This is a genomic window from Agrococcus lahaulensis DSM 17612 (genome assembly GCF_000425105.1).
In the GTDB taxonomy this organism is placed as follows: Bacteria; Actinomycetota; Actinomycetes; order Actinomycetales; family Microbacteriaceae; genus Agrococcus; species Agrococcus lahaulensis.
The window spans coordinates 370,405-382,305 of sequence record NZ_AULD01000006.1; the positions used below are offsets into that span (position 1 = coordinate 370,405).

Sequence of the window (11,901 nt, forward strand, 5' to 3'; positions counted from 1 at the left end):
GCGCCGCGGGGAGCAGTCGCGCGGAATAGCGGCGCGGGGCGCGCGTTGACCCCAGCATGCAGGTAGACATCTGGTCAGACGTGGCGTGCCCGTGGTGCTTCATCGGCAAGCGGCGGTTCGAGCGGGCGCTGGGCGCCTGGGAGCACGGCGACGAGGTCGAGGTCACGTGGCACTCGTACCAGCTCGACCCCACGCTCCCCGAGCGCTACGACGGCGGCGAGGTCGAGTACCTCTCGCGCGTGAAGGGCATGCCGGTCGAGCAGGTGCGGCAGATGATCGGCCACGTCGCCGAGCAGGCCGCGGGCGAGGGCCTGCGGTACGACTTCGACGCGCTCGTCGTCGCGAACAGCCTGCGCGCCCACCAGCTGCTGCACCTCGCGAAGTCGACGGACGCGAAGACGGCGGATGCGGTGAAGGACGGGCTCCTGTCGGCCCACTTCGAGCGCGGCGTCGACATCGGCGACGTCGAGGCGCTCGTCGAGATCGGCACTGCCGCGGGGCTCGACGCGGACGAGATCCGGGCGTCGCTCGCCGACGAGCGCCACTTGCCCGCCGTGCGCGCCGACATCCAGCAGGCGCGCGAGATCGGCGTGAACGGCGTGCCGTTCTTCGTCTTCGACATGCGCCTCGCGCTCTCGGGCGCGCAGCCGCCGGAGGTCTTCGTGCAGGCGCTCGAGCGCGCGCGAGAGCTGAGCCTCGAGGACTCCCCCGCCCGCTGAGCCGCCGACGGCGTCAGTCGGCGCGGCGAGCGAGGAAGACCCACTCGCGGCCGGGGCGGTCGGGCGCATCGCGCACGTCGACCAGCGCGAAGCCCGCGCGCTCGAGCGACGCCTCGATCTGCTCCCGCGAGCGGAACCGGAGCGTCGACTCCGAGTCGATGCGCGCGCCGTCGCGGTGGAACACGGTCGGCGACCGGAACGTGACGAGCGCGCCGCCGGGCGCCTCCTCGTCGACCGCGATGAGCTCGACCCAGTCCTCGACCGGCCCTTCGTGCGCGACGTCGACGACCTGCCGCGACGCCTCCGGCGTCCACTCGAGCCACGCGCGGCGCTCGGGTCGCCGCGACTCGAGCACGAGCGTCCCGCCCGGCCGCAGCAGCCGCCGCGCGGCGCCGAGCGTCGTGGCCCAGTCGTGCTCCTCGACGAAGACCTGCGCGACGTTCGCCGTCATGGTCGCGACGTCGAAGCCCGAGCCGATCGACGCATCCGCCTCGGCGGCGTCGAGCGTCCCCTCGAGCCAGCGCACCGCATCCGCGCCCGGCTTCGCCCGCGCGACCCCGATCGACGCGCTCGCGGGGTCGACGCCCGTGACCGAGAGCCCGCGCGCGGCGAGCATGAGCGCGAACGTGCCGGTGCCGCAGCCGATGTCGAGCACCGACCGGGCGCCGAGCTCGTCGACGACGATCCGCACGTGGACCTCGAGATCCGAGCGGTCGGGGTCGAGCGCGTCGTAGACGGCCGCGAGGCGCGGCTCGCCGAAGATCGCGTCGACCACCCCCGGTCAGCGCGCGATGCGCGCGGCCACCGCGTCGTGCAGCATGCCCGCGACCGCCTCGAGCCGCAGGTCGGTGCTCGTGGGCTCGTCGCCGACGGCGCCGTCGATCGCGCGACCGACCATGCCCGCCTTCGTGTCGAGCAGCTCGGCGATGCGCGTGTCGATCGTCTGCGCGGCGAGGATGCGCCACACGGTGACGGGCATCGACTGGCCGATGCGGTGGATGCGGTCGATCGCCTGGGTCTGCTCGGCGTCGGTCCACGAGAGCTCGGCGAGCACCATGTCGGCCGCCGCCTGCAGGTTGACGCCGACGCCCGCGGCCATGAGCGAGCAGACGATGACCCGCACCGACTCGTCGTTCGTGAACGCGTCGATCGCGGCCTGGCGCTGCGTCGGCGACTGGTCGCCGCGGATCGAGACCGTCTTGATGCCGGCCTTCGCGAGCGTCTGCTCGGCGGCGTCGAGGACGTCGATGTGCTTGGCGAAGAAGACGACCTTGCCGACCGAGTGCGCGAGCTGCGCGGCGTAGTCGGCGGCGAGCTCGGCCTTCGCGCGGCCGATGCGGCGCGCGAGCGCGAAGACGTTCTCACCCGTGCCGCCCTCCTGCGCCTCGACCTCGCTGCGCGCGATGCGGCGCACGAGCTCGTCGTCGACGCGGCTGTCGTCGCGCGCGTCGGCGGAGCGCTGCTCGATCGCGGCGTCGTAGCGGCGCAGCATGCGCTCGACGAGCTCGCGCTCGGCGGCGCGGATCGACCGCACGGATGCCTCGTCGAGCTCAACCGGGATGTCGGCGATGCGGCGGGCCGGGATGTCGGAGGCGACGTCGATCTTGCGGCGCCGGACGATGCCCATGTCGATCACGGCGCGCCTGGCTGCCGGGTAGAACGCCCGGTCCATCGGCGTGAGGCCGATCTCCTCGAGGTGGTCGGTGAGCTCGGCGTTCGGCTCCTTGTGGTCGATCCAGCCGAGGAAGCGCCAGATCGCCCCGAAGTCCTCGATGTCGTTGATGAGCGGCGTGCCGGTGAGGGCCATGAGCAGCGGGTTGCCGATGCGCTCGCGCATCGCCGCCGAGATCTGCAGCACGTGCCGCGAGCGCTTCGAGCGCGTGTTCTTGATGAAGTGCGCCTCGTCGACGACCATGCCGCGGAACCCGAACCGCTCGAGCCAGCCGATGTGGCGGTCGAGCACCTCGTAGTTCACGACCACGACGTCGGCGAAGGCGTCGAGCGTGTCGCCGTCGCCCTGCAGCACCGCGGCGCGGCGCCCGGGCAGCCAGCGCTCGGTCTCGCGCGCCCAGTTGATCTTCACGACGCTCGGCGCGACCACGAGCAGCGGGAACGCATCGGCCGCCTGCGCGGCGAGCAGCGCTTGCGCGGTCTTGCCGAGACCCGGCTCGTCGGCGAGCAGGAACGTGCGGTGCCCGTCGCGGGCGGCCTGCACGAGCTCGGCCTGGTGGTGCATGAGCTCCTTGCCGCCCGGCGCGATGTGCCGCTTCGGCTCGGGCAGCGGCATGCACGCGGGACGGCCGTCGGCCGCGACCTCGAACGAGAGGTAGAGCGGCGAGAGCAGGTCGAAGCCCGCGAGGCGGTCGCGCTCGGGCTTGCGGCGCACGTGCGTGAGGTCGGGCTCGAGGAAGGGGTTCGCGAGCGCGACCCGGCGCACCGACGGCGGCACGACCTGCGGCGCCTGCGGCTCGGTCACCTCGGGCTCGGGAGCCGACTGCGGCTCGGGCGCCTCCTCGATGCCGGCGGCCTGCAGCATCTCGCGCTTGCGCTCGCGCACGGCGTCGGTGATCGGCGCGCCGTCGCCGAGCAGCGGCAGCAGCGTGGGCTCGCGGCTCGCGGCCTTCGCGAGGATGACGGCGATGCCGTCGAGTCGCTTGAGGTCCTCGGCGCGCTGGGCGTCGGTGAGCGTCTTGTCGGCGCGCACTCGGGCGCGCTCCTCGCGCGCGAGCATCGCGACGACCTGCAGCTTCACGCGCGTCGAGCGGGAGGCGGCGCCGCGCTTGACGGCCGCCTCGACCTGGCGCACGGCGCGGGCGAGCTGCGGGATGAGCGCGTCGCGCTCCCGGGTGGCGGGCCGCTCGGCGGCCGCCTCGTCGACGACGATCGCGTCGAGGTCTTGGGATGCGTCCGTGTCGGTCGCATCGATGGTTGCGGCGTCTGCCACGTGTCCTCCATTCGAGGCGGGGCCGGCGGTGCGGGCCCCGGATTGACGGGCTTCGACGAGCACCGACAGATCGGTGCGTGACTCATCGAGCCGGCGGCTGCGGCTGCGGTGCACGGGCGGGGCCGCTTCGCGGCTCCGGCGGTGACCGGCGCTGTCGCCACGCCAATGCTACTAGGTCGAGCCCCGGATCCGCTCGGTCGCCCCGCCGGCGCGTGCGACGGGCGCCCCGATCCGTCTCGCGACGGGCGCGCGCTCGCGCCGCCTGGGCCTCCGGATGGGTGGCAGGAGCGTGCGGGTGGCGCGCCAGGATGCCGCGGTGGGGGCTCAGCCCTCGAGCAGCGCCTTCAGCCGGTCGATCGAGGCGAGCAGCTGCGGCTCCTGCGTGCGCCGCGCGCGGTCGAGGCGCGACTCGTCGCGCAGCTGCGTCCAGTCGTAGGTCTGGGTGACGAGCGTGCCGCCGTCCGCCGGCTCGAGCTCCCACCGCCAGAGGTGCCCGATCGGCGGCTTGCCCTCCTCGGCGGGCTTCCACGCGATGCGGCGGCCCTCCTCGAACTCCACGACGTGGTTCTCGCGCACCGCGCCGCTGCCGAGCGTCATCGAGAACACCTCGCCGGTGGCACGCACGCGCTGCCCCTCGGGCGCCGAGCCGAGGTTGTCGTTGCCGTCCCACGCCGGCTGGCGCGAGGGGTCGGCGATCTGCTCGAAGATGACGTCCGCGGGGGCGGCGATCACGCGGCTCGCGCGCACCACTCGGGATTCGCTCTCGCTCATGGCTCGATCGAACCACGCGCGCGCCTCGCGCCGCCACCGGTGCGCGACCCGACGCATCCGCCCCCATTGAGACCGCAGCGGAAGCGGAGTAGACACGAGGCACGCGACCGACGCGACGGAGGGAGCAGCCATGAGCACGGACGCCGCCCGCAAGTACCCGGTCTTCCCGCCGTTCACGGAGTGGGTGGATGCGTTCGCCCTGCTGGGCGGGTGGGATGGCCGAGGGCCGCTCCCCGGCATCCGCGTCGAGGAGCTCGTGCACGACGACGAGTTCATCGTGCACGCCGAGCTCCCCGGCCTCGACCCGGAGCGCGACATCGACGTGACCGTCGAGCACGGCACGCTCACGATCCACGCCGAGCGGCACCCCGACAAGCGCGAGAAGCAGCGCTCGGAGTTCCGCTACGGCGCGCTCGCCCGTGCCGTGCGACTGCCGCAGGGCGCGAAGGACGACGACATCACCGCCGTCTACGAGGACGGCGTGCTCACCGTGCGCGTCGGGCTCGATCCGGTGCCGACGAAGGCGCGGCACATCCCGATCGAGCATCGGTCGAGCGCGCGGCGCGGGCGCCGGTGACAGCACCGGAGCGCACGGACGACGGCCGCTGGATCGTCGTCGACGGCCGGCGGTGGCGCGCGGAGGACCCGTCGCTCGACCCCGACGTCGCGCGGCGGCTGCGCTCGCACCTGGGCCGCGCGCGCTCGGCCGTGCGCAGCGCGCCGGACGACGCGAGCCGGCGGCGCGTGCGCGACCGCGTGCAGCTCGCGAAGGAGGGCCTCGGCGAGCGCGGCACCGCGTGGTGGGAGCTCACGGAGGCCGAGCGGGCCGAGCGCGCGGCAGAGCGGCTCTCGAGCCTCGACGAGCTCGCCCCGCCGGAGCGCTGACGGCAGGGCGCGCGCGAGCACGGGCGACACGGCCACGAGCGGGATCGTCGTGCACCCGGCGACGCACGACCGCTTCGACGACCTCGCCGCCGTCATCGGTCCGAAGCGGCCCGACGCATCCGTCTGCTGGTGCCTCAGCCACCGCATCGACGCGAAGACGAACGCGGCGCTGCGCGGCGTCGAGCGCGGCGCCTTCGTCGAGCGGCTCACGCGCGAGCCGGTCGCGCCGGGCGTGCTCGGCTACGACGGCGACGAGGTCGTCGGGTGGGCCGCGGTCGCGCCGCGCGCGCAGCTGCCGTTCGAGCGCTCGCGGAAGATCCCGCACGTCGACGACCAGCCGGTGTGGTCGATCTGGTGCATCCGCGTGCGGCCGGGCCGGCGCGGCCGCGGCATCTCGCACGCGATGCTCGCGGGCGCGGTCGACTTCGCCGCCGCGCACGGGGCGCCGGCCGTCGAGGGGTACCCCGTCGACAACGGCGGCGAGCGCGTCGACCTCACGATGGCCTACGTGGGCACGCGAGCGCTCTTCGAGCGCGCGCGCTTCGAGCTCGCGGCGCCGACGGACGCGGTCTCGGGCGGCTTCCCGCGCGTCGTGATGCGCAAGCAGCTCGCGCCGCGCTGAGCGCGCTGCGCACACCGCGCGCTCGGCCTCGCGCTCTACCGTGGGCGGATGGGTCGGCGGATGTTCGCGGCGGTCGTGCCGCCCGAGGACGTGCGGGAGGACCTCGCCGACTTCCTCGACGTGCGCGAGGGGCTGCGCTGGACGCAGCCCGACCGGATGCACCTGACGCTCGCCTTCCTCGCCGACGTCCCGGAGCGCATCCTGGAGCCGCTCGAGGAGCGGCTCGCGAGCGCCGCCGCGGGCGTCGAGCCGTTCGCGTGCTCGCTCGCGGGCGCCGGCGCGTTCCCGCACCCCGACCGGCCGGCCGTGCTGTGGCTCGGCGTCGGCGAGGGCGGCGACGAGCTCGAGCGGCTCGCCCGCCGGGTGCGCGACGGCGCGAACGCCGCTGGCGCGCCGCCCGACGGCAAGCGCTTCACGCCCCACCTCACGCTCGCGCGGCCGCCGCGCGACCGCAGCGCCCTGCGCTGGCTGCGCGTGCTCGACACCTACCGCTCCCGCCCCTGGACCGTCGACGAGGTCGAGCTGATCGACTCGCAGCTGCTCGGCCACGGCCGGCGGCCGCTGCACGAGACCGTCGCGCGGCTGCCGCTCGGCGGCTGAGCGTCACTCCTTCGCCGCGACCTCCATCTGCCCCCACGGCGAGCCGTACTCGCCGAGCAGGTCGAGGAACGGCTTGGGCGGCATGGTCTCGGGGCCGAGCACGCCGGCGCCCGACCAGTCGCCGCGCGCGAGCAGCTCGAGCGCGATCACCGGGTTGATCGCCGTCTGCCACACGACGCACTGGTGGCCGTACTCGGCCATCGACCACTCGTTGTCGACCACGTGGTAGAGGTACGTCGAGCGCGGCTGCCCGTCCTTGCCGGTGCCGCGCACCCACACGCCCGCGCACGTCTTGCCCGTCATGATCGGCCCGATCGTCGCGGGGTCGGGCAGCACCGCCGCGACGACGTCGCGCGGGGCGACCTCGACGCCGCCGACCCTCACCTTGTCGGTGCGGTCGAGCCCGAGCGTGTTGAGCGTGCGCAGCACGCCGATGAACTCCTCGCCGAGCCCGTACTTGAAGGTGACCCGATCGGCCTCGAGCCAGCGCGGCATCATGAGCACCTCCTCGTGCTCGACGTTGACGCACTCGACCGGCCCGATGCCCTCGGGGAAGTCGAACACCTCCGGCTCGCTGAACGGCTCGGTCGTGAACCAGCCGCCGTCGACGTCCTGCCGCGAGCGCTCCCAGATCACCGGCGGGTTGAGGCACTCCTCGATCGTCGTCCAGATCGAGAACGAGGGCGCGAAGATCTCGTTCCCGTGCTCGTCGTGCACCGCGAGGTTCGCGCCGTCGCGCGTGCCGAGCTCGTCGATGTGGTCGAAGAGCTCGTCGGCGGCGTAGCGCGCGAGCACGTTCGAGAGCCCCGGCTCGACGCCGATCCCGACGAGCGCGAGCCGCCCGGCCGCCTCCCACTCCCCCGACTTCGCGAACTGCTCGTCGCCGAGCTTGAGCCCGACCTTGCGGTAGGGGTCCTCGGGGTGGCGCTGCGACAGGCTCATCGCCATGTCGAGGTAGTCGGCGCCGGCCGCGAGCGCGCCGTCGAAGATCGGCATGACGAAGCGCGGGTCGACCGCGTTCATCACGTGGGTGATGCGGTGCTCCCGGCAGAGCGCGGCGACCGACGCGGGGTCGGATGCGTCCACGCGCGCGGCCGTGAAGCGCGCGTCGACCGCGGCGGCGCGCTCCGCGCGCGCGGCGTCGTAGTCGGCGATCACGATCGCCTCGAAGAAGTCGCGCCGAGCCGCGATCGCGGCGAACGCGCCGCCGACCCCTCCGGCTCCGATCAGCAGGATCCGCATGGACTCACCTCTCCGCCGGCATCGCCCGCGGATCCCGGCTGGGCCAGACTGTAGCGCAAGCGCGACGGAATCAGTATCGTCTGCGAGCAGAAGGTGCGGATGCGTCACCCAAGACGGGTGAAGGGCACGGTATCCGCCGAGGCGCGACGAGGAGCCCCAGTGAGCGAAGACACCATCGCGGCGCGGCCGCCCGCCCAGCAGACGAGCCTGAAGCCCAACGCCATCGGCTTCCTCGACGCCATGGTCATCGGGCTCGCGTCGACCTCGCCGGCGTACACGATCGCGGCGATCATCGGCGGGCTCGTGGCCTTCAGCGGCGTGCACGCCCCGGGCATCATGCTCGCGAGCTTCATCCCGATGCTGCTCATCGCATCCGCCTTCTACTACTTGAACACCGTCGACCAGGACTGCGGCACGACCTTCTCGTGGGTCACGCGCGCGATGGGGCCGTGGCTCGGCTGGATCGGCGGCTGGGCGATCGCGATGACGGGCGTGCTCATCGTCGGCTCGCTCGCCGAGGTGGGCGTGCGCTACTCGCTGCTGACCTTCGGCCTCGAGGACGCCGCCTACGACCCGGTGCTCATCCGCGTGCTGACGGTCGTGCTCATCCTCGTGATGACCGCGATCTGCGTCTGGGGCACCGAGATCTCGGCACGGCTGCAGAACGTGCTCATCGTCTTCCAGGTGCTCTCGCTGCTCGCCTTCGCGGTGTTCGCCCTCGTGCTCGTCTTCTCGGGCGACTCGCCCTTCGACTCGCTCACCCCCTCGTGGGAGTGGCTCAACCCCTTCGGCGGCGGCTGGGAGGGCGTGACGGCCGGCCTGCTGCTCGGCGTCTTCGCCTACTGGGGCTGGGAATCGGCCGTCAACCTCACCGAGGAGACGACGAACTCCTCGCAAGCGCCCGGCAAGGCGGCGATCTGGTCGACGATCGTGCTGCTCGCGACGTACCTCTCGGTGACGATCGCGGTCGTCGCGCTCGCCGGCGAGTCGTTCCTCGCCGAGAACGCCGACGAGGAGGACGCGATCTTCCAGATCCTCGCGAGCGAGACCATGGGCCCGTGGGCGTGGGTCGTCATGCTCTCGGTCGCGACCTCGGCGATCGCCTCGACGCAGACGACGATCATCCCCGCGTCGCGCACGGGCCTGAGCATGGCCCGCCGCGGCGCCCTGCCGAAGACCTTCGGGCACATCCACCCGCGCTTCCGCACCCCCGACGTCTCGACGTGGTGGGTCGCCGGCATCGCGATCGCCTATTACCTCGTCGTCGGCCTGCTGAGCGAGACCGCGCTGTGGGACACGCTCACCGCGCTCGGCCTGCTCATCGCCTTCTACTACGCGCTCACCGGCATCGCGTGCGCCGTCTACTTCCGCAAGCGGCTCACGCGCAGCGTCAAGAGCTTCCTGCTCATCGGCGTCGGGCCCGTGCTCGGCTCGCTCATGCTCCTGTGGCTGCTCGTCGCCGCGATCATCGACTACGGCAACCCCGAGAACTCCTACACCGAGACGCCGTGGTTCGGCGTCGGCCCGCCGCTCGTGATCGGCGTCGGCATCTTCCTCACCGGCATCGTGCTCATGATCGTCTGGTACTTCCGCGACCGCCGCTTCTGGGCCGAGCGGCCGAGCACCGCTGAGCAACCCCTCGTCCGCATCGACGCGACCACGGGCCGCAGGGAGGGGACGGACGCATGACGATCGCGCTCGGCTACGACGAGTCGCCCGGGGCGCGCGCCGCGCTCCCCGTCGCGATCGACATCGCGCGTCGCTTCGGCGAGCGGCTCGTGATCGTCTACGGCACCGCGCCGCCGGGATCGCTCGGCGAGGAGGCGCGCAGCCACGAGGCCGCGCTGCGCCAGGCGGGCGACGAGGCCGCGGGCCACGCGCTCGCCGAGGCGCAGGCGGCGGGAGTGGATGCGGTGGTCGAGCTGGTCTCGGAGCGCCCGGCCCCCGCCCTCCTCGATGCAGCCGACCGGCACGGCGCCCGGCTCATCGTCGTCGGCACGTGGGGCGAGAGCCCCATGCGCGGTGCGATCCTCGGGTCGACGCCGCACAAGCTGCTGCACCTCAGCACCCGCCCGGTGCTGTGCGTGCCCGCGCTCGACTGACCGAGCCCATCCGCCCGTCGCCACCCGACGCATCCGCCGACACCGACCGACACCGACACCGAACCGACCGACACCGACTCGACACCGACGAAGGACCGACACGCATGAGCACGCCCGCCGACCACCTGTGGATGCACTTCACCCGGATGGCGGACGCCGACCGGGCGCCCGTCATCGTGCGCGGCGAGGGCGCGTACATCTGGGACGACCGCGGCAAGCGCTACCTCGACGGACTCGCCGGCCTGTTCGTCAACCAGCTCGGGCACGGGCGCGCCGACCTCGCGGCGGTCGCGGCGAAGCAGGCGGAGACGCTCGCCTTCTTCCCCGTCTGGTCGTACGCGCACCCGAGCGCGATCGAGCTCGCCGACAAGCTGGCCTCGCTCACCCCCGGCGATCTGAACCGCATCTTCTTCACCTCGGGCGGCGGCGAGGCGGTCGAGAGCGCGTGGAAGCTCGCGAAGAACTACTTCCGCCTCACGGGCAAGCCGCAGAAGCACAAGGTCATCAGCCGCGCGATCGCCTACCACGGCACGACGCACGGGGCGCTGTCGATCACGGGGCTCCCGGGTCTCAAGCAGATGTTCGAGCCGCTCGTGCCCTCGACCTTCCGGGTGCCGAGCACGAACCTCTACCGCGCGCCCGTGCACCGCGACGACCCCGAGGCGTTCGGCCGCTGGGCCGCCGACCAGATCGCGGTCGCGATCGAGCAGGAGGGGCCCGAGACGGTCGCGGCCGTCTTCCTCGAGCCGGTGCAGAACTCGGGCGGCTGCTTCCCGCCGCCGCCTGGGTACTTCCAGCGCGTGCGCGAGATCTGCGACGAGTACGACGTGCTGCTCGTCTCGGACGAGGTGATCTGCGCGTTCGGCCGGCTCGGCACGATGTTCGGTGCGGAGCGCTACGGCTACCAGCCCGACATCATCACGTGCGCGAAGGGCCTCACGTCTGGCTACGCGCCGCTCGGCGCGATGATCGCGAGCGACCGGCTCTTCGAGCCCTTCGCCGAGCCCGGCGCGATGTTCGCGCACGGCTACACGTTCGGCGGCCACCCGGTCGCGACCGCGGTCGGCCTCGCCAACCTCGAGGCCTTCGAGCGCGAGGGCGTGCTCGAGCACGTGCGGGCGAACGAGGGCGCGTTCCGCGCGACGCTCGAGGGCCTCACCGATCTGCCGATCGTCGGCGACGTGCGCGGCGACGGCTACTTCTTTGGGCTCGAGCTCGTGAAGGACAAGGAGTCGCGCGAGACCTTCGACGACGACGAGGCGGAGCGGCTGCTGCGCGGCTTCCTCTCGACCGCGCTGTTCGACGCCGGCCTCTACTGCCGCGCCGACGATCGCGGCGACCCCGTCATCCAGCTCTCTCCGCCGCTCATCTGCGACCAGTCGCACTTCGACGAGATGGGGCAGATCCTCAGGGGCGTGCTCTCGGAGGCGTGGTCGCACCTGTGAGCCTCCCCGACGGCCACGACAAGGCGATCATCGCCGAGCTGCAGCGCGACGGCCGCGCCTCGTACGCGGCGATCGGGCACGCCGTCGGGCTGAGCGAGACCGCGGTGCGCAACCGCGTGAAGCGGTTGACGGATGCGGGGGTCATGCAGATCGTGGCCGTCACCGATCCGACGCAGCTCGGCTTCGCGCGCCAGGCGATGATCGGCATCCGCGCGTCCGGGGCGCTCGAGCCCGTCGCGGAGGCGCTCGCGGCGCTGCCGGAGGTCGACTACGTCGTCATCACGGCGGGCAGCTACGACGTGCTCGCCGAGGTCGTGTGCGAGAGCGACGCCCACCTGCTCGAGCTCGTCTCGGGCCGCATCCGCCAGATCGACGGCGTGCGCGAGACCGACACGCTCATGTACTTGAAGCTGCAGCAGCAGACGTACGCGTGGGGCGTGCGCTGAGGCGAGTGCGTCGTTCCGCGGTCCGCTTGCCTGTTGAGCGAGGTCGACGATCCAGCGCGGCGAAGCCCGGCGAGGTAGCGGTCGTCCTCGGGGTAGTAGACCGCGCGCTCGGGGTCGTCTCCGGC

General features: G+C 73.0%; 13 protein-coding genes. 9 read left to right on the top strand and 4 right to left on the bottom strand.

The genetic code is table 11. The features are described 5' to 3' along the window. The first annotated feature begins 56 nt into the window (after nt 1-56). Entirely contained in the window at nt 57-719 is a 663-nt protein-coding gene (locus H508_RS15005; RefSeq protein ID WP_035254196.1) for a DsbA family oxidoreductase, read from the top strand. A 13-nt stretch (nt 720-732) separates the two neighbouring features. Here the strand turns inward: H508_RS15005 and H508_RS0106545 are convergent, their stop codons facing one another. From H508_RS0106545 to H508_RS0106555, 3 genes are all read right to left on the bottom strand, one after another. Beyond that, nucleotides 733-1,494 carry a class I SAM-dependent methyltransferase gene (locus tag H508_RS0106545; protein WP_026373468.1) on the bottom strand — a complete coding sequence of 254 codons (762 nt, stop codon included), beginning with the start codon at nt 1,492-1,494 and terminating at the stop codon, nt 733-735. Between the two features lie 6 nt (nt 1,495-1,500). Beyond that, entirely contained in the window at nt 1,501-3,546 is a 2,046-nt protein-coding gene (locus H508_RS15010; protein ID WP_051223009.1) for a DEAD/DEAH box helicase, read from the bottom strand. A 441-nt stretch (nt 3,547-3,987) separates the two neighbouring features. After that, nucleotides 3,988-4,434, bottom strand: coding sequence for an SRPBCC family protein (locus H508_RS0106555; protein ID WP_026373469.1), 447 nt, complete (start codon nt 4,432-4,434; stop codon nt 3,988-3,990). 130 nt (nt 4,435-4,564) lie between these two features. Here H508_RS0106555 and H508_RS0106560 point away from each other — a divergent pair, with 130 nt between their 5' ends. The 4 genes from H508_RS0106560 to thpR are packed head-to-tail and all read left to right on the top strand — an operon-like array spanning nt 4,565 to nt 6,541. Beyond that, the gene (locus H508_RS0106560) at nt 4,565-5,011 is read left to right on the top strand and encodes an Hsp20/alpha crystallin family protein (protein ID WP_026373470.1); all 447 of its coding nucleotides are present in this window, start codon (nt 4,565-4,567) and stop codon (nt 5,009-5,011) included. After that, the gene (locus tag H508_RS0106565) at nt 5,008-5,319 is read left to right on the top strand and encodes a hypothetical protein (protein ID WP_021010114.1); all 312 of its coding nucleotides are present in this window, start codon (nt 5,008-5,010) and stop codon (nt 5,317-5,319) included. Before H508_RS0106560 ends, H508_RS0106565 begins: the two co-directional genes overlap by 4 nt. A gap of 43 nt (nt 5,320-5,362) precedes the next feature. After that, nucleotides 5,363-5,941, top strand: coding sequence for a GNAT family N-acetyltransferase (locus H508_RS0106570; RefSeq protein ID WP_026373471.1), 579 nt, complete (start codon nt 5,363-5,365; stop codon nt 5,939-5,941). Between the two features lie 48 nt (nt 5,942-5,989). Further along, nucleotides 5,990-6,541 carry an RNA 2',3'-cyclic phosphodiesterase gene (thpR, locus tag H508_RS0106575; protein WP_026373472.1) on the top strand — a complete coding sequence of 184 codons (552 nt, stop codon included), beginning with the start codon at nt 5,990-5,992 and terminating at the stop codon, nt 6,539-6,541. A 3-nt stretch (nt 6,542-6,544) separates the two neighbouring features. Here thpR and H508_RS0106580 read toward each other — a convergent pair whose 3' ends face one another. Continuing rightward, the gene (locus H508_RS0106580; RefSeq protein ID WP_026373473.1) at nt 6,545-7,783 is read right to left on the bottom strand and encodes a saccharopine dehydrogenase family protein; all 1,239 of its coding nucleotides are present in this window, start codon (nt 7,781-7,783) and stop codon (nt 6,545-6,547) included. A gap of 159 nt (nt 7,784-7,942) precedes the next feature. On the opposite strand from H508_RS0106580, the gene H508_RS0106585 reads away from it, so the two are divergent. The 4 genes from H508_RS0106585 to H508_RS0106600 all read left to right on the top strand — a co-directional run bounded on the left by H508_RS0106585 (nt 7,943) and on the right by H508_RS0106600 (nt 11,776). Beyond that, nucleotides 7,943-9,472 (top strand): APC family permease, encoded by a 1,530-nt coding sequence (locus H508_RS0106585; protein WP_245569470.1) that lies wholly within the window; start codon nt 7,943-7,945, stop codon nt 9,470-9,472. Further along, nucleotides 9,469-9,885 (top strand): universal stress protein, encoded by a 417-nt coding sequence (locus H508_RS0106590; RefSeq protein WP_021010109.1) that lies wholly within the window; start codon nt 9,469-9,471, stop codon nt 9,883-9,885. Before H508_RS0106585 ends, H508_RS0106590 begins: the two co-directional genes overlap by 4 nt. A 104-nt stretch (nt 9,886-9,989) precedes the next feature. Then, nucleotides 9,990-11,330 carry an aspartate aminotransferase family protein gene (locus H508_RS0106595; RefSeq protein WP_026373475.1) on the top strand — a complete coding sequence of 447 codons (1,341 nt, stop codon included), beginning with the start codon at nt 9,990-9,992 and terminating at the stop codon, nt 11,328-11,330. Beyond that, the gene (locus tag H508_RS0106600) at nt 11,327-11,776 is read left to right on the top strand and encodes an Lrp/AsnC family transcriptional regulator (RefSeq protein ID WP_026373476.1); all 450 of its coding nucleotides are present in this window, start codon (nt 11,327-11,329) and stop codon (nt 11,774-11,776) included. Before H508_RS0106595 ends, H508_RS0106600 begins: the two co-directional genes overlap by 4 nt. Nucleotides 11,777-11,901: the final 125 nt, after the last annotated feature.